At 70.9% G+C, this 21,133-nt stretch carries 22 protein-coding genes and 1 pseudogene; 16 read left to right on the forward strand and 7 right to left on the reverse strand.

Annotated features, from left to right (window positions below):
- Positions 1-18 precede the first annotated feature (18 nt).
- Positions 19-2,295 (reverse strand): RNA degradosome polyphosphate kinase, encoded by a 2,277-nt coding sequence (locus tag QSK05_RS04140; RefSeq protein ID WP_502879731.1) that lies wholly within the window; start codon positions 2,293-2,295, stop codon positions 19-21.
- A 466-nt stretch (positions 2,296-2,761) separates the two neighbouring features.
- Here QSK05_RS04140 and QSK05_RS04145 point away from each other — a divergent pair, with 466 nt between their 5' ends.
- Positions 2,762-3,358, forward strand: coding sequence for a hypothetical protein (locus tag QSK05_RS04145; RefSeq protein WP_285594054.1), 597 nt, complete (start codon positions 2,762-2,764; stop codon positions 3,356-3,358).
- 65 nt (positions 3,359-3,423) lie between these two features.
- Here QSK05_RS04145 and mshD read toward each other — a convergent pair whose 3' ends face one another.
- Positions 3,424-4,422, reverse strand: a complete 999-nt coding sequence (gene mshD / locus QSK05_RS04150) for a mycothiol synthase (protein WP_285594056.1) — start codon at positions 4,420-4,422, stop codon at positions 3,424-3,426.
- Between the two features lie 90 nt (positions 4,423-4,512).
- Complete coding sequence (locus QSK05_RS04155) at positions 4,513-5,229, reverse strand: winged helix-turn-helix transcriptional regulator (protein ID WP_285594058.1); 717 nt, start codon at positions 5,227-5,229, stop codon at positions 4,513-4,515.
- 440 nt (positions 5,230-5,669) lie between these two features.
- Between QSK05_RS04155 and QSK05_RS04160 the strand changes: the two genes are divergently transcribed.
- The gene (locus tag QSK05_RS04160; RefSeq protein WP_285594059.1) at positions 5,670-6,419 is read left to right on the forward strand and encodes a hypothetical protein; all 750 of its coding nucleotides are present in this window, start codon (positions 5,670-5,672) and stop codon (positions 6,417-6,419) included.
- Positions 6,420-6,422: 3 nt separating this feature from the next.
- Here QSK05_RS04160 and QSK05_RS04165 read toward each other — a convergent pair whose 3' ends face one another.
- Positions 6,423-6,818, reverse strand: a complete 396-nt coding sequence (locus QSK05_RS04165; RefSeq protein ID WP_285594060.1) for a DsrE family protein — start codon at positions 6,816-6,818, stop codon at positions 6,423-6,425.
- Between the two features lie 249 nt (positions 6,819-7,067).
- Between QSK05_RS04165 and QSK05_RS04170 the strand changes: the two genes are divergently transcribed.
- The 9 genes and pseudogenes from QSK05_RS04170 (at position 7,068) to dtd (ending at position 13,396) form a co-directional block, all read left to right on the forward strand.
- Positions 7,068-7,586, forward strand: coding sequence for a heme-binding beta-barrel domain-containing protein (locus QSK05_RS04170; RefSeq protein ID WP_285594062.1), 519 nt, complete (start codon positions 7,068-7,070; stop codon positions 7,584-7,586).
- Positions 7,587-7,590: 4 nt separating this feature from the next.
- Positions 7,591-8,073 carry a Fur family transcriptional regulator gene (locus QSK05_RS04175; RefSeq protein ID WP_285594066.1) on the forward strand — a complete coding sequence of 161 codons (483 nt, stop codon included), beginning with the start codon at positions 7,591-7,593 and terminating at the stop codon, positions 8,071-8,073.
- Positions 8,074-8,113: 40 nt separating this feature from the next.
- Positions 8,114-9,232: a CAF17-like 4Fe-4S cluster assembly/insertion protein YgfZ gene (ygfZ, locus tag QSK05_RS04180; RefSeq protein WP_285594068.1), complete on the forward strand. Its 1,119-nt coding sequence runs from the start codon at positions 8,114-8,116 to the stop codon at positions 9,230-9,232.
- A gap of 168 nt (positions 9,233-9,400) precedes the next feature.
- Entirely contained in the window at positions 9,401-10,231 is an 831-nt protein-coding gene (locus tag QSK05_RS04185) for a beta-keto acid cleavage family enzyme (RefSeq protein WP_285594071.1), read from the forward strand.
- A gap of 8 nt (positions 10,232-10,239) precedes the next feature.
- A pseudogene (locus tag QSK05_RS36225) lies at positions 10,240-10,647 on the forward strand (helix-turn-helix domain-containing protein); the annotation flags it as partial.
- 383 nt (positions 10,648-11,030) lie between these two features.
- Complete coding sequence (locus QSK05_RS04195) at positions 11,031-11,777, forward strand: hypothetical protein (protein ID WP_285594075.1); 747 nt, start codon at positions 11,031-11,033, stop codon at positions 11,775-11,777.
- Between the two features lie 113 nt (positions 11,778-11,890).
- Complete coding sequence (locus tag QSK05_RS04200) at positions 11,891-12,208, forward strand: DUF2516 family protein (protein WP_285594077.1); 318 nt, start codon at positions 11,891-11,893, stop codon at positions 12,206-12,208.
- Between the two features lie 172 nt (positions 12,209-12,380).
- Positions 12,381-12,944, forward strand: coding sequence for an RsiG family protein (locus tag QSK05_RS04205; RefSeq protein ID WP_285594079.1), 564 nt, complete (start codon positions 12,381-12,383; stop codon positions 12,942-12,944).
- Positions 12,945-12,967: 23 nt separating this feature from the next.
- A complete protein-coding gene (dtd, locus tag QSK05_RS04210; protein ID WP_285594081.1) occupies positions 12,968-13,396 on the forward strand; it encodes a D-aminoacyl-tRNA deacylase in 429 nt (142 codons plus the stop codon).
- On the opposite strand, the gene QSK05_RS04215 is transcribed toward dtd, so the two are convergent.
- On the reverse strand, positions 13,397-14,206 hold the full coding sequence (locus QSK05_RS04215) for a class I SAM-dependent methyltransferase (RefSeq protein ID WP_285594083.1): 810 nt from the start codon (positions 14,204-14,206) through the stop codon (positions 13,397-13,399). It abuts the gene before it with no gap.
- Between the two features lie 197 nt (positions 14,207-14,403).
- Here QSK05_RS04215 and mshA point away from each other — a divergent pair, with 197 nt between their 5' ends.
- Genes mshA through QSK05_RS04230 form a run of 3 tightly spaced genes read left to right on the forward strand, consistent with a single transcriptional unit; the run spans position 14,404 to position 17,005 of the window.
- Entirely contained in the window at positions 14,404-15,717 is a 1,314-nt protein-coding gene (gene mshA, locus QSK05_RS04220; RefSeq protein ID WP_285594085.1) for a D-inositol-3-phosphate glycosyltransferase, read from the forward strand.
- A 4-nt stretch (positions 15,718-15,721) separates the two neighbouring features.
- Positions 15,722-16,222, forward strand: a complete 501-nt coding sequence (locus tag QSK05_RS04225; protein WP_285594087.1) for a YbjN domain-containing protein — start codon at positions 15,722-15,724, stop codon at positions 16,220-16,222.
- 39 nt (positions 16,223-16,261) lie between these two features.
- Positions 16,262-17,005, forward strand: coding sequence for a phosphoglyceromutase (locus tag QSK05_RS04230; protein ID WP_352299891.1), 744 nt, complete (start codon positions 16,262-16,264; stop codon positions 17,003-17,005).
- 69 nt (positions 17,006-17,074) lie between these two features.
- Here the strand turns inward: QSK05_RS04230 and phoU are convergent, their stop codons facing one another.
- Entirely contained in the window at positions 17,075-17,749 is a 675-nt protein-coding gene (gene phoU / locus QSK05_RS04235) for a phosphate signaling complex protein PhoU (RefSeq protein ID WP_352300246.1), read from the reverse strand.
- A 228-nt stretch (positions 17,750-17,977) separates the two neighbouring features.
- On the opposite strand from phoU, the gene QSK05_RS04240 reads away from it, so the two are divergent.
- Together QSK05_RS04240 and QSK05_RS04245 are read left to right on the forward strand one after the other, a co-directional pair.
- Positions 17,978-19,363: an ATP-binding protein gene (locus tag QSK05_RS04240; RefSeq protein WP_285594091.1), complete on the forward strand. Its 1,386-nt coding sequence runs from the start codon at positions 17,978-17,980 to the stop codon at positions 19,361-19,363.
- On the forward strand, positions 19,360-20,040 hold the full coding sequence (locus QSK05_RS04245; RefSeq protein ID WP_231487197.1) for a response regulator: 681 nt from the start codon (positions 19,360-19,362) through the stop codon (positions 20,038-20,040). The genes QSK05_RS04240 and QSK05_RS04245 overlap by 4 nt, the downstream gene beginning before the upstream one ends.
- Positions 20,041-20,135: 95 nt before the next feature.
- On the opposite strand, the gene QSK05_RS04250 is transcribed toward QSK05_RS04245, so the two are convergent.
- Positions 20,136-20,786 (reverse strand): hypothetical protein, encoded by a 651-nt coding sequence (locus tag QSK05_RS04250; RefSeq protein ID WP_285594095.1) that lies wholly within the window; start codon positions 20,784-20,786, stop codon positions 20,136-20,138.
- Positions 20,787-21,133 lie beyond the last annotated feature (347 nt).

The following is a 21,133-nucleotide window of genomic DNA, read 5'->3' on the forward strand; positions in this document are numbered from 1 at the left end:
CATGATCACGAAAGGGTCTTAACGCCTGCGTCCGGACCTCTTCGGCGGGCGGCTGGCGATGATGTACGACTGGAGGTCGCGCAGGGGCTGGCCGTCGGCGTCGTGGTGGTGACGGGTCCAGGCCCCCTCGCCGTCCAGGTGCCAGGAGGCCGTGTCCGCGTCCATCGACACGTTCAGCAGCTCTTCCAGCTCGGCCACGTCGCGCGGGTCGCGCAGGCGCAGCATGGCCTCCACCCGGCGGTCGAGGTTGCGGTGCATCATGTCCGCGCTGCCGATGTAGACCACCGGCTCACCACCGCCGGCGAACCAGAACACCCGGGAGTGCTCCAGGAACCGGCCGAGGATGCTGCGTACCCGGATGTTCTCGCTCAGGCCAGGTACACCGGGCCGGATCGCGCAGATGCCGCGCACGATCACGTCCACCTTCACGCCGGCCCCCGAGGCCCGGTACAACGCGTCGATGATCACCTCGTCGACGATCGAGTTGATCTTGATCTTCACCCCGGCGGGCCGGCCCGCCTCGTGGTTGGCGATCTCCCGCTCGATGCGGTCGACCAGGCCCGTGCGCAGCGAGCGCGGGGCCACCAGCAGGCGGCGGTAGGCCGTCTTCGGGGCGTAGCCGGAGAGCTGGTTGAACAGCCGGGACAGGTCTTCGCCGACCTGCGGGTCGCACGTCAGCAGCCCCAGGTCCTCATACAGCCGCGCGGTCTTCGGGTTGTAGTTACCCGTGCCCACGTGGCAGTAGCGGTGCAGCCCGTCGGCCTCCTGGCGCACCACCAGACTGAGCTTGGCGTGGGTCTTCAGGCCGACGATGCCGTAGACCACGTGCACGCCCGCGCGCTCCAGCTTGCGCGCCCAGGCGATGTTGGCCTCCTCGTCGAACCGGGCCTTGATCTCCACCACGGCCAGCACCTGCTTGCCCGCCTCGGCGGCGTCGATCAGGGCGTCGACGATCGGCGAGTTGCCCGAGGTGCGGTACAGCGTCTGCTTGATCGCCAGCACCTGCGGGTCGTCGGCCGCCTGCTCCAGGAACGCCTGCACGGTCGTGGAGAACGAGTCGTACGGGTGGTGCAGCAGGATGTCGCGGCGCTTGATCGCGTCGAAGACATTGGTCGGCTTGGAGCGCTCCACCTCCGACAGCTGCCGCGGGGTGGCCGCGACGTACTTCGGGTAGTGCATCTCCGGCCGGTCCAGGTCGGCGACCAGGTTCAGTCCGCGCAGGTCGAGCGGCTCCGGGAGCGGGAACACCTCGGACTCGCTGACGCCCATCTCACGCACCAGCAGCTCACGCATGTGCGGCCCGATGTCCTCGGCCACCTCCAGGCGCACGGGCGGGCCGAAACGCCGCCGCAGCAGCTCTTTCTCCAGCGCCTTGAGGAGGTTCTCGACGTCGTCCTCCTCGACCTCGAGATCTTCCTGGCGGGTCACCCGGAAGGTGTGGTGCTCCAGCACCTCCATGCCCGGGAAGAGCTGGTCGAGGTGCGTGGCGATGATGTCTTCCAGCGGCACGAACCGCGCGCGGGGCAGGTCGTCGCCCTCGTCGACGTTGTTCGCCTCGTCGTCGGCGTCCACGTTCACCAGGCGCGGCAGCAGCTGCGGCACCTTCACCCGGGCGAACATCTCCTTCTCCGTGACCGGGTTGCGCAGCACCACGGCCAGGTTCAGCGACAGCCCGGAGATGTACGGGAACGGGTGCGCCGGGTCGACCGCCAACGGCGTCAGCACCGGGAACACCTGCTCACGGAAGAACCGGTGCAGGCGTCCCTGCTCGTCCTCCGCCAGCTGGTCCCAGCGGGCGATGGTGATGTTGGCCTCGGCCAGGGCCGGGGCGATGTCGGCGGAGAACAGCTTGGCGTGCTCCGCCTGTAGCTCGTGTGCCCGGGAACGGATGCGCCCGAGCAGGTCCCGCGGCTCCAGCCCACTCGCCGCGCGCACCGCCAGACCGGTCGCGATCCGCCGCTTCAGTCCTGCCACCCGCACCATGAAGAACTCGTCCAGGTTGCTCGCGAAGATCGCCAGGAACCGGGCCCGCTCCAGCAGGGGGAGGTCGGCGTCGCGCGCCAGTTCGAGCACCCGCTCGTTGAACGCCAGCCAACTCAGCTCGCGGTCCAGGAACCGTCGCACCGGCGGCTGCTCCACCTCCCGGAACAACGCGGTGAGCTGGGCGTCCTCGGCGGCGGCGACGAGCGAACTGACGGCGTCGGAGCGGGTGTCCGCGGAGGAGTTGCGGTCGGGGGTCACGTCTTCCTTACTGGCCACCGCTGCGACGGGGGCGGCCGGCTCTTCGGGGGTCAGGAGGGCCTCGGGCAGGTCGCCGACGGTGGACGCCGACGGGTCGGCCGCGAACCGCGAACCGCCCGGGCCGCTCCGGGCCGGCTTCTTGGCCGTTCTTGCTGTCTTGACTGCCTTGACGGTCTTCGCTGTCTTCGTTGCCTTGCGGGCACTGCGCCGGTCGGTGTCCGGTTTCTCCGGCGTGGCCGCGGTCTTTTTCGTCGTGGCGCTGCGCGCGACGGCTTCGGTCACGGGGGCCTCCTGCGCGGTGTCCGGGCTCTTGACCGTCCTGTTTGAGGACGATGTACGCGCCGCAGCCTTTCGGGTCGCCCGTGTGCGGGCGGTCGCCGGCGGGCGAGGGGCCGGCGCTGCCGGGTCCGGTGTCGGTCCGGCCGAGTTCGGTCGCGGCCCCGCGGGCGTGGCTCTATCGGCCTGATCGGCCTGATCGGCCTGATCGGCCTGATCGGCCTGATCGGCCTGATCGGCCGGCTTGGTCGCGGACGGAGCCACCACGCTCGTCGTCTTCGAGGTCGTGTTCTGCCGGGCCGCGGCCGGGCGGGAGGTGCTCCTGCGCCTGGGGGCAGCCTGGTCGGTCCGGGCCTGGCCGGCTGGTGTCCGGCCGGGCTCTTCGCCGGCCGCCGCGGTAGCCGTGGCTGCGGCGGTGCTGTCCGACACGGCAGCGGTGATCTTCCGGGCCGGGGCGCGCCGGGTGGCCGCCCGGCGGGGGCCGGTGCTCGTCCCGGTGCTCGTCCCGGTGCCTGTCCCGGTGGTCGGGCCGGTGGTCGCGCCGTCCTGCGCGGCGGCCGTGTCGGTGGTCGGTTTCTGTTGTGCAGCAGCACGTTTCCGGGTGGAGGGAGCGCGGGTGGGGGACGACGCGGTCTTCCGGGTGCGCGATGTCCCGGCAGCGGTCGACGGGCCCGTACGGGCGTTCGTCGTGCTGCCGGCCGCGCTGGACTTCCGGGTGGCCGCCGGGGTGGGGGAGGGGCCGTCCGAGCTGGTCATGTCCGCCATGCTCTCACTGTCCTGGTCTCGCGCTCGATGTCCGATACCGGCGATGAGACCGGATCGGTGCGGTTGTCAGTTCTGACCCGTGTGGAGCCGCGGGTGAAAGTCCATCCCTACGGCCTAGTTCGGCCTACGAGGGTCGTAACTTCAGTTCTTCGGAGCGTCGGCGTACGGGCCCTCGTGCACCACGTCGACGCTGAAGGAAGTGAATCCCAGCCGGTGGTAGACCTTCAGCGCCGGTGCGTTGTCGGCCTCCACGTAGAGCAGAACGGTCTCCAGGCCCGTTTCGTTCTGGGTCTCGCCCCCGGCGGGAAGGCGCAGACCGGCCAGGTGACGCAGGCCGGCCAGCGTGAGCGCCGTGCCCAGGCCGCCGCCGTGGCGCTCCGGGTCCACCCCCACGGCGTAGACCTCACCCAGCCCTTCGGGGTGCACCTTGGTCCAGTGGAAACCGAGCATCCGCCGGCTCCCCGACGAGTCCGGGGAGTTCGAGGAGTCCGACTCCTCGGCGACGAAGAACCCGGCCGGGTCGAACCAGGGCTCGGCCTTGCGGGCGTCCAGGTCGGCCTGGGTCATGCGGCCCTGCTCGGGGTGCCAGCTGAACGCGGCCGCATTCACCCGCAACCATTCCGCGTCGTCCTCACCGGGCCGGAACGCGCGCAGCGTGACGCCCTCCGGCACCCGGAGTTCGGGCAGGTCGTCGGCACCCGTCAGCGGACGGCGCAGCTGCAGAAGCTCGCGCACCACGCGGTAGCCCAGCCGGGCGCCCAGCGCCCGGGCCCCCGGGTGATCGCCGTGCGACCAGACCCGGGCGAGGTGATCGGCGTCCCCCATCTTCTCCAGCAGAGCCCGCCCGAAACCCTGGCGACGGCTCTGCGGGGCGACGACCGCCTCGGCGTCCACGATCGTCCGGGAACCGTCCTGCTCCGGAGAGGTCTCGGTGTGGGCGTAGCCCACGATCGCGTCGGAGGAGTCGCGCACCACCAGGTGACGGCCGGACCCGACCGCGGAACCGAGCTGGAGCAGCACGTGCTCGGAGATCGGGGCGGCCTTGTCGGCGGCCGTCGCGGCGGTGAGAACGGCCCGTACGCCCGCGGCGTCGGACTCGGAAAGCTGGTCGGATACGACGATCTTCACGCTGGGGATCACCGTTCGCAGCATATGTCGTGACGGCGAGACCTCGACCCGAGGTGACCTCGGGACTCATGTGAACGGATGGCGAACGCTTTACGCGACCACTTACGCGTCCACCGTCTCCTCGATGCCGACGCGCTCGCGACCCGGGGGCACGAACCGGTAGCCGACGTTGCGCACGGTGCCGATCAGCGCGTCGTGCTCGGGACCGAGCTTGGCGCGCAGACGCCGTACGTGGACGTCGACGGTGCGGGTGCCACCGAAGTAGTCGTAGCCCCAGACCTCCTGCAGCAACTGGGCGCGGGTGAAGACCCGGCCCGGGTGCTGCGCGAGGAACTTGAGCAGCTCGAACTCCTTGTAGGTGAGGTCGAGGGCGCGGCCCCGCACACGGGCACTGTAGGTGACCTCGTCGACGATCAGATCGCCGGCACGGATCTCCGGGGTCTCGTCGGACTGCTGGGCCTCGGCCAGGCGGCTACGCCCGGCGGCGAGCCGCAGACGGGCCTCCACCTCGGCCGGACCGGCGGAGTCGAGCAGCACGTCGTCCGCACCCCAGTCGGCGACGACGGCGGCCATTCCGCCCTCGGTCAGCACGAGCAACAGCGGTGAGGACAGACCGGTGGTGCGCAGCAGGCGGCACAGGGAGCGTGCACCCGCCAGGTCCCGGCGGCCGTCGACAATGACGGCGTCGGCCGGTGGGGCATCGACGAGAACAGCCGCCTCGGCCGGTAGCACCCGAATCTGGTGCGGCAGCAGGCCGAGCGCAGGCAGCACCTCCGCGGAGGGGGCGAGGGCATTCGTCAAGAGAAGGAGTGAAGCCATCTGGTGAGACCTCCGCGTCGTCCGACCGTGCAGGTGGCGAACCCCCGTGTTGCCGCGTCTTTGCGGAGCGCAACCAGCTCAAGCGTATGTGACAACACGTTGTTGGCACAGGGGTTACCTGGGTTTTGTCACCACGCAACGTCACAGATGAATCACGTAAGCGCGGATCTGAACGTAAACGTGACCTCACCGGAGCGTTTCCGGGGGGTGTCTGCAGTGAATCCGGTTCGGTGCGTTCCCGCCAAGGGGTGTGAGGTGTGACTCTCGCGGCATCGGTCACCGGCAGATCGTCACCGCGTGCTGGTGAGGACGGTTTTGTCCGGGATCGAGGTCCGGCTCTTGTCTGTGATCATGCCCGGATCGGCCCGCGAGCCCGGCTGAAGGTGCCCGAAGACGCGCTCGGCCGGGGGCCGGGTGCGGCCATCTGTCAGGATGCGACCGTGACCGCCCCGCTTCCCGCCGGCCTCGCCATCGTGGCGGCCGCCGTTCTCGCCGTGGCCGGTTACGCCGGAGGATGGATGATCGCGGCTGCGGCCGGGCTCACCGTCCTGGCCCTGGCCGTCGGCTGGAGCGACCTGCTCCGGCTCCCGCACCGCCCCGGCACGTCCGCCCTGGTCCTGATTCTCGGCGTGAGCGGCCTGGTGGCCGGGACCGTCGCGGTCTCGCCCCGGATCGACGTCGATCAGCCACTCTCGGTGTTCTCCGGGGTGATGGCCGGCGCCGTCCTGAGCAGCTTCGGCCACGAGATCGTGCGTCAGGACGGCCGCCACGACCTGGTCGAGTCCGTCACCGGCACACTGGCCGGTCAGTTCGTCGCGGTGCTGGCCGCCGGCTGGATCCTGGTCGCCGACAGCGGCGGCGCGCAGGCCGTGGTGGTGGCTGCCGCCGGCGCCGCGGCCGCCCGGGTCGCCCTGGCCCTGCCCCTGTCGCAGTCCGTGCTCACCTGGGCCGGGCTCGGTGCCGGTCTGGCGGCGTCGGTGATCGCGTCGCTCGTGGTCGGCGACGTTCCGGTGATCACCGCGGTGGCCGTCGGGGTCGCGGTCTCGGGGGTCGGCATCGCGATCGACCGGCTGATCGACGCCGACGGGCGGCTGACCCGGCTGCAGCCCGCCACCCTGGCCCGGGCCGCGGCCCCGATCGCCGCGGCCGGCACCGCCGCCTACGCGGTCTTCCGCCTCGGTATCGGCTGAGCCTCAGTAGACGAGCGCCTGGGTTCCCGGCCGCAGCAGACGCTCCACGTAGGTCGCCGCCCCGGCGATCGTGACGCCGGGCAGGACATCACCGGGTGCGATCGCCCGGCGCGCGGCCGACTGCGAGCACACCGCCAGGCTGCCGAACTCCAGAACGAGGTCGATCAGCTCGGGCAACGGCGTGGCGTGCTCCAGTTCCACCCCGGCGGCCCGGCCGGGGAGTGCGAGCGAGCTGCCGTCACCACTCAGCCACACGTGCACGGGCACGCCGGACGCACACGCGGCGGCAGCCACGGTGAAGGCCTGGTTGCAGCGCTCCGGGGCCTCCGGCCCGACGGTCACCTCGATGACGAGCGATCCAGCTGATTCGTCCACTGATCCGTCCACTGATCCGGCCACGCCGCGAAGCTACCGCGAGGGCTCCCCTCCCCTCCTTCCGTGATCATGCAAATCCCCCAGCCTTCGGCCGGGAGGTGCCCCCACTCCCCGGAGTTCTAGAACTGTCTGCTCGAGAGTTCTAGAACTCGGGGGAGGTTTTGCATGATCACGGAGGTTTGGGGGTGGGGAAGGGGTGCATGATCACGGGGATGGCGCGGGGCCCGGGGCTTCGGGTTCTGGTTCGGCACGTGCGCCGCTTACGATCGGCGGGTGGCGTTCCAACTAGACATCGACCTGCCCACCCCGCTCGCACCCCTGGCCTGGCTGATCGGTCGCTGGGAGGGTGCCGGTGTGATCGGCTACCCGACCATCGAAGAGGCCCAGTTCGGCCAGGAGATCGAGTTCTCGCACGACGGGCGGCCGTTCCTGTCGTACGTCTCGCGCATGTGGCGGCTGGACGACGCGGGCAACCAGGTCGAGCCGCTGGCCACCGAGACCGGCTACTGGCGCCCGGTCGCCACGCCGCAAGACCCGCAGAACCCGGGCACCGAGCTGGAGGTGCTGCTCGTGCACCCCACCGGCATCTCGGAGATCTACCTGGGCCGGGTCGACGGCCCGCGCATCGACCTGCAGACCGACCTGGTCGCGCGCACGTCCACGGCCAAGGAGTACACCGCGGCCACGCGGCTCTACGGCCTGGTCGAGTCCGACCTGCTCTGGGCGCTGGACATGGCGGCCGAGGGGCAGCCGCTGCAGTCCCATGCCTCGGCCCGGCTCAAGCGGGTCTGACGCGATGGGCAAGGTGACCGCGCAGGCCCTCGACCAGGCGCTGCGGGAGCGTGGCCTGCGGGCCACCCCACAGCGCCGGTCGGTGCTGCGCGCGGTCACCGAGCTCGGTCACGCGACCCCGGAAGACGTCTGCGACTTCGTCGGGACTGACTCGGGCGACACGGTCAATCTCTCCACGGTCTACCGGTCGCTGGAGCTGATGGAGAAGATCGGCGTCGTCAGCCACACCCACCTCACCCACGGTTCGCCGACCTACCAGGTGGCCAGCCACGTCAACCATCTGCACCTGGTCTGCCGGGGCTGCGGGCGCATCGACGAGGCCGACCTCGACCTGGCCCGCCCGCTGGCCGACGCCGTGCGCGCGGCCCACGGTTTCGAGACCGACCTGGCCCACCTGTCCCTGCACGGCACCTGCGCGCAGTGCCGCGGCGACGAGGTTCAGCCCGATCCCGACCACGGTCACGGTCATGGCCACGGACATCCCTGATCCGGGAAGTTCTGTGCGTCCCGGCGCGCTGGAGACAGACATGAGTGACGTCGCTGTGCCGCAGAGCCCCACCGAGCTGACCTACCGCAGTCCGCTGCTCGAGCGGCCCGGTGCGGTTCCCGCTGAGGGCCCCGACGCGGGTCTGGCCTGGCACTACGGCAATCCGACGGCGGAGCAGCGACGGCTGGAGGCGGGTACGGCGAAGGCCGACCTCTCCCACCGTGGGGTGGTGCGCATCGAGGGCCCGGACCGGCTGACCTGGCTGCACTCGATGACCACCCAGGCGCTGAGCGGCCTGGCGCCGTACACCTCCACCGAGGCGCTGCTGCTCACCCCGAACGGGCACGTCGAGCACGACCTGCATCTGGTGGACGACGGCACGGCGGTCTGGATCACGGTCGAGCCCGGCACCGCCCCGGGGCTGGTCGCATTCCTGAAGAAGATGCAGTTCATGCTGCGGGTCGAGGTCGCCGACGTCACGGCCGACTGGGCCGTGATCGGTGAACCCGTCGACGCCGAGAGCGCTCCCGGCGAACCGCTGGCGTGGCGTGACCCGTGGCCCGAGCAGGGCGTCGGCGCCGCGCTCTACACCACGGCCGAGGTCGAGGTGGAGGGTCACCCGGCCTGGGCCTGGCGCGAGGTGCTGATCCCGAGAGAAGAATTCAGGACGCGGGTGGCGGCGGGGGAGTTCGACGACGCCGCGGGCACGTGGGCGGTGGACGCCCTGCGCGTGGCCGCCTGGCGGCCACGGCTCGGTTTCGAGACCGACCACCGCACCATCCCGCACGAGCTGGACTGGCTGCGCACCGCCGTCCACCTGGAGAAGGGCTGCTACCGCGGTCAGGAGACCGTCGCCCGCGTGCACAACCTCGGCCGCCCCCCGCGCCGCCTGGTGATGCTGCACCTGGACGGCACCATGAACGAACTGCCCGTCACCGGCGCCACCGTGCTCCACGGCACCCGTGAGGTCGGCCGGGTCACCACCGCCGCCCGGCACCACGAGCTCGGCCCGATCGCCCTGGCCGTGCTCAAGCGCTCCACTCCGGCCGATGTGCAGCTGGTGGCCGGTGGGGTCGAGGCCAGCCAGGAGATCGTGGTGGACGCCGCCTCGGGACCCTCCGCCGTCGTCCCCAAGATCCGCCGCCTCCCGCAGGCCTGATCAGCGTTCCCCCCAACCTTCGTGATCATGCAAGCTTTCCGGGGGCCGGGGGCCGGGGGCCGGGAGCCGGGAAAGCTTGCATGATCACGGCCGAGGGAGCGGGCGGAGATCTTACGGCCGCGCCTGGCTTCTCTGGATAAATTTCCGGTCCGCGTTCACGATGGCCGGATGAGTCGCACACTGATCACCGTTGCCCCGACCGGCGCCGAGATCGACAAGGCCGGCTGCCCGCAGTTGCCCACGACCCTCGACGAGCTCGTCGCCGAGGCCAGGGCCTGCGAGGCGGCGGGCGCGGCGATGATCCATGTGCACATCCGCGACGCGGAGCACCGGCCCACGCTCGACCTCGGCCGGTTGCGCGAGACCGTGGTCGCGCTGCGGGAGAACACCGCGCTGATCGTGCAGCTCTCCACCGGCGGCAGCGTGCACGATCCGCTCGACGCCCGGCTGGCCGTACTCGAGGCGGAGCCCGACTCCTGCTCGCTGACCTGCGGCACGGTCAACTTCGGCGACGACGTGTTCAGCAACCCCTGGCCGTTCATGGCCGAGCTCTACCGCCGCACGCAGTTCACCGGGGTGGTGCCGGAGTTCGAGCTGTTCGACCTCGGTCAGGTGACGTCGATGGCCCGGCTGCTGGAGGAGTTCGGCCCGCCCGCCGGGGGTCGGGTGCACGCCGACTTCGTGCTGGGGGTGCCCGGCGGCCTGCCCGCGACCGTGCCGGCCCTGGTCGCCGGGGTGCAGGCGCTGCCCGCCGGGGTGACCTCGTGGTCGGCCACCGGGATCGGGCGCGGGCACCTCCCGGTGCTGGCCGCGAGCCTGGCGATGGGTGGGCACCTGCGGGTCGGTATGGAGGACAACACCTTTTACGCCCCACGCCGCCCGGTCACCGGCAACGCCGAGCTGGTGGCCCGGGCCGCGGCGCTGGCCAGCACCCTGCAACGCCCGGCGATGAGTGCCGTCGAGGCCCGCGAACTGATCGGATTGCCCGCTTTGCTGTGACCCGCATCATGCGTCCCGGGACTTCGGGCAGCTTGCAAAGTGCTAACTCGAGCAAGCACAGTGGCCGGGTGGCGACCATCAAAGTGCCCGACCGGGTGAGTGACCTCGGAGCCTTCGTGCGGGAACAGCGGGAGAGCGCGAAGCTCTCCCTGCGGCAGCTCTCGCACGTCGCCGGGGTCAGCAATCCCTACCTGAGCCAGATCGAGCGTGGTCTGCGCAAGCCCTCTGCCGAGGTGCTCACGCAGATCGCCAAAGGGCTGCAGATTTCCGCCGAGGCGCTGTTCCAGCGGGCCGGCCTGCTGGAAGAGTCCGTCGGCGTCGAGGCCGAGGTGGCGATCCAGAGCGACATGCGCCTGACTGCCCGGCAGAAGCGGGTGCTGCTCGACATCTACGAGACGTTCCGGGCGGAGAACGCGCGCGACGACGCCGAGGCCGACCGGAACGCCGGTGATGCGGCCGCGGAGGTCGCAGCCACCGTCGTGCCGCTGATCGCCAAGAACGGTCTCAAGTCCTCCGCGGACGACTCCGACCAGGCAACGGAGCACGTGGTCGCGGGAGAGGGCGTCGCTGAGGGGCATCCGGCCGGTACCGGCCGGCGCAGTGTGCTGAAGCCGGCGACCACGCGGGCGCCCCGCACCACCCGCAGGCGCTCGGCGGCCTCGAAGGCCTCGCTGCGCGAGGTCGGCAAAGACGACTGAACGGCTCACCGAACTTCTGTCCATCGGCAGTGCCGCCGGCGGGCCCATCCGGCGGCTCCTCGCGGCAGCAGCCGAATCCGGCACCTGACCAGGAGGACCTCATGGCCACCAGCATCGATAGCACCGACAGCGCCGAGTCACCGAGCCCGGGCAACGGCCGCCCCTCGATCAGTACTACTCCGCTCTTCGCCGCCCTCGGCGCGACCGACCTGGCGGTCCAGCAGGTGCGGGCCGCCGCGGCCGGCGCCGCCGCCTTGCAGCAGAAGTTCGCCTCGGACGTCGAGGCCCGCCTCGCCGGGGTCGAGAAGCGCGTCACCTCGATCGACCCGAAGGTGCTGCGGGAGCAGGCCGAGCAGGCGCCCACCCGCGCCGTCGCCCGGGCCCTGGAGGTCGCGGTCCGCGCCGAGGCCGTCTACTCGGAGCTGGCCCGCCGCGGAAAAGACCTGGTCGAGCGGGTCTCCACCCAGTCCGACACCCAGACGTTCCGCGCCCAGGCCGGTAGCACCCTGGACCGGGGCCGGGCCGCCGTCACGGTCGCCCGCCGGGCCGCCGACGACACCGCGACCGCCCTGCGCGGAACGCTCCGGACGGGACGTCCCGGGGCCGCAGAGCCGACCGAGGTGACCGAGCCGACGACGAAGCTCAACGAAGAGGCCGTGCTCCGCGCCGTGGCCGTCGGCGACGGCGGGGACAAGGCCGTCACGCGCCCCCGCACCCCGGCGAAGAAGACCTCGACCACCCGGAAGAGTGCAGCTGTCACGGGGGCGACGAAGACCACGACCGCCCGCAAGTCGGCCGGTACGGGGCCGCGGGCGACGAAGAGCCCGGTCCCGAAGCCGGGCGAATAGGGACGAAGCACCGGGCCGGAACCGTCGGGAACGATCGCCGGTTCCGATCGTTGTCTCCACTGACCATCCCCTGGAGAGACGACCGGGGAACCGCCAGGCCCTAAGGTATGTCTATGAACGCGCTGGGTAGTTTTCAGGACCTGCTGACGCTCATCATCGGCGTGCTGGCTCTCGGCGTGCAGGCCTTCGCCCTGATAGACGCACTACGGCAGCGGACAGACGCGTTCGTGGCCGCGGGGAAGCTCACCAAGCCGATCTGGCTGGCCATCCTCGCGGTGGCGGCCGCGATCGGGGTGATCTTCGTGTTCAACCCGTTCGGTTTCTTCGACCTGATCGCCTTCGTCGCGGCGGCCGTCTATCTGGTCGACGTGCGCCCCGCGATCAAGTCGATCACCGGTGGTGGCAACAGCGGTCCCTACGGGCGCTGGTGAAGTAGTTCCTCCGCGCTGACCGGTTCCGCGCGACTCGTCGCGGAACGGGGTCGTACAGTCACGCTTCGCCATCGAAGAGCCGCTAGAGTCGGGCTCTCGTCGTCGCGCTCGCAACCCGCGGGCGTGGCGGTGCCCACGGTGTCAGCGTGACTGCCCGACCTCAGGAGGGTCCATGACCGAGTACAGGCCCGGAGGGCGTCGCCGGATCGACCGGGTACTCGCGCCGGGATATCTGGACGGGATCGATCTGCTCGACCTCGACGAGGTCCGCATCCGCCGGGCCGAGGCCGACCAGGAAGAGGTCGATCTCTCCTACGCCCGTCGCCTGCTCCAGGGCCGTATCGACATTCTGCGGGCCGAGCAGGAGCGCCGCAGCGGTGACGGTTCCGACGCCCCGGTCTTCGGCAACCGCACCGACGAGGCGATCGCCGAGACGCTCAAGCGCATTCTGGGCGGCGAGAAGCGCACCGACCGGGGTATGGGCCGGCACCTGGCCGCCACCCCGAGCCGGGTGGGCGAGCACCGCCGCGAGGCCGAACGGGCCGTCTCCGACGTCAGCGTCTCCGACCTGGACATGCCCGACGCCGAGCTGGAGGCCGCGATCCGCAAGCTGATCGACATCGAGAGCCGCACCTCCGCCTCCCGCCGGGCCGTGCAGCAGGTCGTGGATGCGCTGACCGCCGAGGTCGCCCGTCGCTATCAGCTCGACCAGGTGAGCCTGGCCGACCGGTTCTGAGGCAGCTACTACGCTGAACGACCGTGAGAGCAGTCGTTCAGCGCGCGTCATCCGGTCGGGTCACGGTCGACGGTGAGGAGGTCGGCGCCCTCGACGGGCCCGGCCTGGTGGTCCTCGTCGGTGTCACCCACGACGACGGTCCCGGCCAGGTGACCACCATCGCCCAGAAGATCGCCAACCTGCGCATCCTTCACGGCGAGAAGTCCGCGGTCGACCTCGGTGCCGGGGTGCTGCTGATCAGCCAGTTCACCCTCTACGCGGACACCGCCAAGGGCCGCCGTCCGTCCTGGAACCAGGCCGCGCCCGGCCCGGTCGCCGAGCCCCTGGTCGACGCCCTGGCCGAAGCGCTGCGTGATCAGCACGGCCTCAAGGTCGCCACGGGCCGCTTCGGCGCCGACATGCAGGTCGAACTGGTCAACGACGGCCCGGTGACCATCCTCCTGGAAGCCTGATCACAGAAGAGATGTGCGAGGGCGGACTGCGTCCCAGCGCACCGTGATCTCGCCCAGCCGCCAGCGGGAGGGGCCGTCCAGCACCGGCCAGCCCTCCGTCTTCACCGCCGACACCGTGGCCAGCCAGCGCTGACGCACCCCGAACGAGCTGAGCGGGGCGTTGCGGGTCCAGGCCGAGTCGAGGGCGTTCAGGTACGCGTGCACCCGCTCACCTGGAATGTTGCGGTGGATCAGGGCTTTGGGCAGGCGCTCGGCCACGTCCGAGGGCCGCTCGAGTCCACCCAGCCGTAGCGAGATGCTCAGCGACACCGGCCCGTCCGCGGCGTCCACCGCGATCCAGGTGGAGCGCCGGCCGATCTCGTCGCAGGTGCCGTCGACCAGCAGCCCGCCGGGGACCAGACGCGAGCGCACCAGGTCCCAGGCCGGGGCCACCTCATGCTCCGCGTACTGCCGCAGCACGTTGAAGGCCCGCACCAGGACCGGTCGGCGACCCTCCAGCGGCAGTTCGAAACCGCCCACCCGGAAGGTCAGGCCCGGCCGTTCCAGCGGCCTGGCCACGGCGACCCGGACCGGGTCGATCTCGATACCGACCACGTCGACGTCGGCCCGCACCACACTGAGCCGCTCGTGTAGTTCCACCGCGGTGATCGGGCTGGCGCCGTAGCCCAGGTCCACGACCAGTGGATCCGCCGCGCGGCGCAGGCGGGGAGCAGCCGGCCCGGCCAGCCAGCGGTCGACCCGCCGCAGCCGGTTCGGGTTGGTGGTGCCCCGGGTGATGGTGCCCTGCACGGCGTGGGGGCGGGGTGTCACGAGGTCAACCCTAGGGCGATTCCTCACCCTCTGATCCCCTGTCGATCGGGACGCCGACCGGTAGGTGACGACATTGCACCCTCACGTGACCACGTGGTGACGATCACCCTCGGCAGGTTCGGGAAGACCGGCCTGGTCTGGTGAGTTAGCTACCTTCGGGGGATTTTTAGGCGTGGAGCATCGAGCATGGAGGACGCATGGGGCTGATGAGGCCGGACGGAACCCCCGGACGGGTCGCAATGCTCTCTGTGCACACCTCTCCGCTGGAGCAGCCGGGTACCGGCGATGCGGGCGGGCTCAATGTGTACGTCGTGGAGACGGCGAAGCGTCTGGCACAACGCGGCACCGAGGTGGAGATCTTCACCCGGGCCACCTCGGGCGACCTGCCGCCCTCGACCGAGCTGATGCCCGGTGTGCTGGTGCGCAACATCGTCGCGGGCCCGTACGACGGGCTCGCCAAGGATGACCTGCCCGGGCAGCTGTGCGCCTTCAGCGCCGGGGTGCTGCGCACCGAGGCGCGCCTGGCGGCCGGCTGGTACGACCTGATCCACTCGCACTACTGGTTGTCGGGGCAGGTGGGCTGGCTCGCGGCGGAGCGCTGGAACGTGCCGCTGCTGCACACCATGCACACCATGGCCAAGGTGAAGAACCTGTCGCTGGCGGGGGCCGACAAGCCGGAACCGGCCGGCCGGGTGATCGGCGAGGAGCAGGTGGTGGCCGCGGCCGACCGGCTGATCGCGAACACCGATCTGGAGGCGCGTGACCTGATAGGTCTGTACGACGCCGATCCGGAACTGGTCACGGTGATCCCGCCGGGTGTGGACCTGGACGTGTTCAGCCCGACGGCGGGCGGCGGGCAGGCCGGGGCCCGGGCCCGGCTGGGCCTGGCCCAGGGCGCCGACGTGGTGCTCTTCGTCGGCCGGATCCAGCCGCTGAAGGCCCCCGACGTGCTGCTGCGGGCGATCGCCGAGCTGGTCACCCAGAATCCGGCCCGCCGGGCGAACCTGGTGGTCGCCGTGCTCGGCGGTCCCAGCGGCTCAGGTCTGGAACGCCCCGAAGAGCTGCAGAAGCTGGCGGTCGAGCTGGGCATCGGCGACCTGGTCGCGTTCCACCCGCCGGCCGACCGGCCGGTGCTGGCGGACTGGTACCGCGCGGCCGACCTGTTGGCCATGCCGTCTTACAGCGAGTCGTTCGGGCTGGTCGCGGTGGAGGCCCAGGCCTGCGGCACACCGGTCGTCGCGGCCCGGGTGGGTGGTCTGGCCTCGGCGGTGCGCGACGGCCGCACCGGTCTGCTGATCACCGGGCACGAGCCGGTGCGGTGGGCCCGCGCCCTGGACGACCTGTTGCGGGCCCCGCACGTGCGGCAGCGGATGGGTCAGGCGGCGGTGCGCCACGCGAACAGCTTCAGCTGGGACCACACCGTGGACACCACGCTGGAGACGTACGCGGCCGCGTGCGCCGACCACCGACTGGCGGCCGGGGGACCGCAACTGACGGTTGCGGCAGGCTGAGAGAATGAATCGCGAGCGTGAGGACGCGGAACAGGCCGTCCGTGACTGGGCCGCCGGGGTGGGGATCGAGTGCCAGAGCGGTACCCGCCGGGGCGAGTACGTGGTCGAGCTGCCCGGTGAGGCCAAGCTCCGCACGGGTGTCTCGCTGCTGGTCACCGACCGCGCGCTGAGTGTCTCGGCGTTCGTGATGCGGCGCCCGGACGAGAACCACGCGGCGTTCTACCGCTGGATGCTGCAGCGCAACACCCGGCTGCCGGGCGTCGCCTTCGCTCTGGACCCGCTCGGGGATGTCTACCTGACCGGGCGGCTGCCGCTGGCCGGGGTGAACCCGGACACGATCGACGATCTGCTCGGGGCGATCCTGACCGCGTCCGACGGCTCGTTCAACGACCTGCTCAAGCTCGGATTTCTCTCCTCGATGCGCCGGGAGTGGGCCTGGCGGGTGGACCGGGGCGAGTCGACCCGCAACCTCGAGGCCTTTCGTCACCTACTTCAAGGCGAGTGACCCGCGGACCGGCGAACCGCGTCCACTAATGTGCTGGGTATGGTGTACACCCTCGTGCTGCTCCGTCACGGCGAGAGCGAATGGAACGCGAAAAACCTGTTCACCGGCTGGGTCGACGTGCCCCTGTCGGCCAAGGGCCGCGAGGAGGCCGCTGCGGGCGGCAAGCTTCTGACCGATGCCGGGATCCTTCCCGACGTCGTGCACACGTCACTGCTGCGCCGCGCGATCACCACGGCCTTCCTGGCGCTCGACGCCGCGGACCGGCACTGGATCCCGGTCAAGCGCAACTGGCGTCTCAACGAGCGTCACTACGGTGCGCTGCAGGGCAAGGACAAGAAGCAGACGCTGGCCGAGTTCGGCGAGGAGCAGTTCATGCTCTGGCGCCGTTCCTACGCCACGCCGCCCCCGCCGATCGCGGCCGACGACGAGTTCTCCCAGGCCGGAGACCCGCGCTACGCGGATCTCGGTGACGACATGCCCGCCACCGAGTGCCTGAAAGACGTCGTCGAGCGCTTCATCCCGTACTGGGAGAGCGACGTGATCCCCGACCTCCAGGCCGGTAAGACCGTGCTGCTGGCCGCGCACGGCAACTCGCTGCGCGCGCTGGTCAAGCACCTCGACGGCATCTCCGACGAAGACATCGCCGGGCTCAACATCCCGACCGGCATCCCGCTGGTCTACGAGCTCGACGACGACTTCAAGCCGGTCGTCAAGGGCGGCAAGTACCTCGACCCCGACGCCGCCGCGGCGGCCGTCGCAGCGGTCGCCAACCAGGGCCGCTGAGTCTCCGGAAACCACCCATGAGGGACGCACGTGGGCAGCCCACGTGCGTCCCTCATTTTGCGGGGTGGTTCAGTTCTGGTCGTTCACCGGCTCGCCGTGCGCGGCCGAGTGGTCGCCGGTGACCAGGAAGACGACGCGACGGCAGACGCCGACCGCGTGGTCGCCGTAGCGCTCGTAGTAGCGGCTGAGCAGCGTGATGTCGACGGCCGACTCGACGCCGTGGTTCCAGTCCGGCGACAGCAGCTTGGCGAACAGCTCGCGGTGGATGCGGTCCATCGCGTCGTCGTCGGCCTCGAGCTCCTCGGCCGACTGGACGTCGCGGCTGGCGATGATCGAGCCGGTCTTGATCACCAGGCGCTCGGCGATGTGACCCATCTCGACGATGTCGGTGCGTAGTTCGGCCGGCACCGCCGAGTTGGGGTAGCGCAGTCGTGCCAGCTTGGCCACGTGCCGGGCCAGGTCGCCCATCCGCTCCAGGTCGGCGCTCATGCGCAGCGCCGCGATCAGGGTGCGCAGGTCGGTGGCGACCGGAGCCTGGCGCGCGATCAGGACCAGCGCGCGCTCCTCCAGATCGTGGTGCAGGGCATCGACCTGCTCGTCGGCCGCGATGACGCTCTCGGCCAGACTCAGGTCGGCGTCGAGCAGGGCGGTGGTGGCCCGGGCCATCGCAGACCCGACCAGCCTGGTCATCTCGACCAGCTGGTCGTCGATCGACTGCAGATCGATCTCGAATTGCTCGCGGATACCGCCGCTCACTGTCACTCCTGGTGTTCTGTACTCGGCCACGGCTGTCTCACTTCACCTGGTGGGGCAGACGTCTTCACCGCAGGTGACGGATCGACGGCACATCGCTCATCACGCTCGCAGCGGCCCGTGAATAGATCACGAGCTGAAGGTGAACAGGCGCCGAAGGGTTGGCCCGGCCGGGCCCTCGGCGGCAGAACTGCCCCGCGGTCAGCTTACGCTGACATGGTGAGCACGCCCCTGGCCTTTGCCATCGCCATCGGGATCGGCCTGGTCGTCGGGTTGGTCGTCGGCGTGCTGGGCGTCGCCGGACGCCGGGACACCCGGCCGCCGGTGGTCCCGCCGCCACTTACCGGCCCGCTCCCCGAGGGGGCCGCCGACGTCCTGAACGTGCTCGCCTCCGCCTCGGTCGTGCTCGCCACCGACGGCCGCCTGATCAAGTCCAGCCCCGCCGCGCACGCCTTCGGCCTGGTCCGGGGCCGCGAGCTGGTGCACGCCCAGCTGCGCGAGATGGCGGTCGAGGCCGGCACCCTGGGCCTGGTGCGCGAGCGCGAGCTGGAGCTGCCCCGGGGCCCGCTCGGCCGGGGCCGCCTGGTGGTCTACGCGCGGGTCGCGCCGCTGCGTCCCGACCTGGTGCTCGTGCTGGTGGAAGATCGCACCGAGGCCAAGCGTGTCGAGGAGATCCGCCGCGACTTCGTGGCCAACGTCAGCCACGAGCTGAAGACCCCGATCGGGGCCCTGAGCCTGCTGGCCGAGGCTGTGGCCGACGCCTGCGACGACGCGGACGCCGTGCGCCACTTCTCCGGCCAGATGCAGCGGGAATCGATCCGCCTGACCAAGCTGGTGCAGGAGATCATCGACCTGTCCCGGCTCCAGGTGGCCGACGCCCTGCACCCGCCGGAGCCGGTCGGCATCGACGACGTGGTGGCCGAGGCCGTGGATCGGTGCCAGATGGCCTTCCGGGCCAAGAACATCGAGGTGGTCGTCGGTGGCGACCACGGCGCGGTGGTCTACGGCGATCACAACCTGCTGGTCACGGCCGTGCGCAACCTGGTCGACAATGCCATCTCGTACTCCCCGGAGAACACCCGGGTGGGGGTCGGGGTGCGCCGCGTCGGCGGGATCTGCGAAGTGGTGGTGAGCGACCAGGGCATCGGCATCACCGCCAGCGATCAGGACCGCATCTTCGAGCGTTTCTACCGGGTCGACCCGGCCCGGTCGCGGGTCACCGGGGGCACGGGCCTGGGTCTGAGCATCGTCAAGCACGTGGCGGCGAACCACGGCGGTGAGGTGATGCTGTGGAGCCGGTCCGGTCAGGGCTCCACGTTCACCTTGCGCCTGCCGGAGAGCGTGCAGCCCGCCGGGACCCACGACCAGCGTCCTGGCTCCGACCACTCCACCGCGGAGACCTGGGAGCCGGCGGAACCCAAGCCGGAGTCCAGGCCGGACCCCGCACCGGAGTCCACGCCGGATTCCGTCCCGGGGACCGGCGCACCGGCGCCGTCCCCCACCGAGACCGCACCACCCCGTCCGGACACCGCAGGTGCCGACGGGACCGCTGAGAAAGGACTCCCGCAGGACGCGGGGTCCGCGCTGAAAGGAGCAACCCCGTGACCCGCATCCTGGTGGTGGAGGACGAGGAGTCGATCAGCGACCCGCTGTCCTACCTGCTGCGCCGAGAGGGCTACGAGGTGGCAGTCGCCGGCGACGGTCCGGCGGCCCTGGACGAGTTCGACCGCAACGGCGCCGATCTGGTTCTCCTCGACCTCATGCTTCCCGATCTGCCCGGTACCGAGGTCTGCCGCCAGTTGCGCGTGCGCAGCAAGGTGCCGGTGATCATGCTGACCGCTAAGGACAGCGAGATCGACAAGGTGGTCGGTCTGGAACTGGGCGCCGACGACTACGTCACCAAGCCGTACTCGTCCCGGGAGCTCGTCGCCCGGATCCGCGCCGTCCTGCGCCGGGGCACCGAACCGGACGTGGCCGAGGGCGCGACGGTCGAGGCCGGCCCGGTGCGGATGGACGTCGAACGGCACGTGGTGACCGTGAACGGCGCCGCCGTGCCGATGCCGCTGAAGGAGTTCGAGCTGCTCGAGCTGCTGCTGCGCAACGCGGGCCGGGTGCTCACCCGGATGCAGCTCATCGACCGGGTCTGGGGCTCCGACTACGTCGGTGACACCAAGACCCTCGACGTCCACGTGAAGCGCCTGCGCAGCAAGCTGGAGCCCGACCCGGCCAGCCCTCGCTACCTGGTCACCGTGCGCGGCCTGGGCTACAAGTTCGAGGCCTGAGCACCTGAGCACCTGAGCACGGCCCCGTGAACGCCTGAGGGCGGCCACCCCGCAAGGGGTGGCCGCCCTCAGGCGTTGGTCGCCTCTGGCCGGCGTCAGTTGGCCGAGGTGGTCTCTTCCGCGGCCGCGGTCTCCTCGGCGGCGGTGCCGGACACCTCGGGGGTGCCGGTGGCGTCCGGCGACTGGCCGTTCCCCTTGCCCTTACCCTTCCCGTTGCCGGTCGGGGTGGCGGTGGGCGTGGCGCTGGGGGTCGGGGCCGCGGTGACGCCGGCGTAGGTGCCCTCGGGCGGCATCACCGGCAGGTTCAGGTCGACCCGGCCACCGCTGGTGGTGGACGCGGTCAGGCCGGTGATGTCACCCGGCTCCACCGCGAGCTCGCTGATGGCGACCTCGGTCTGGTTGGCGCCCGGGCCGAACTGCACGGACTCGCCGGCGGCGACGGCCACGGTGGTCTGGCTGGGCTGCCCGGTCTCGCCGGTCGCGGCCTGGAGCTGGATCCGGGCGTCGCTGGTGCCCCGGTTGATGACGGAGCCGATCAGCTCGGCCGGGCCACCCTTCTCGGCGCCGACCACGAGCAGGTTGCGCAGCACCACCTGGGTGCCGGGCAGGTCGGCGTCGATGCCGTCGGACGCCGGGTAGGGCGTCTTGATCACGGCGGGGGAGGTGACCGAGCATCCGGCCAGGCCGAGAGCGACGGCACCGATCGCGAGGGCGGTCTTGGCGGCTAGAACACGGGTGCGCTTCACGGCGCTGGCCTCCTGCGGATTCGAAAAGTGCGGTCGCAGCCTATCGGGCCCCCGCGCAGCTCCTCAGGCACCCCACGCCGCAACCGCCTCGGCTACTGCATCGGTCGTTGTCGGGCGCAGGACAAGCCCCGCGGCCGGGTGCGTTCCGAGGGGGTACAGGGGCCGGTGACCGGGCCGGGACCGGTTCGGGACCGGGGCGGGGTGACACCGTGTGACCGTTCGAAACCACGCCGTGTTGCATCTTTTCGGCAGGTCGTATCATTGCTATGCCTCTGACCTGCGAAAATACTGATGATCCTCTAGTCCCTACCGAGCCGGACGTGGTAGTCTGTAGTTGGGAAAGGGGA

The sequence above is a fragment of the Kineosporia sp. NBRC 101731 genome (assembly GCF_030269305.1).
Taxonomy (GTDB): domain Bacteria; phylum Actinomycetota; class Actinomycetes; order Actinomycetales; family Kineosporiaceae; genus Kineosporia.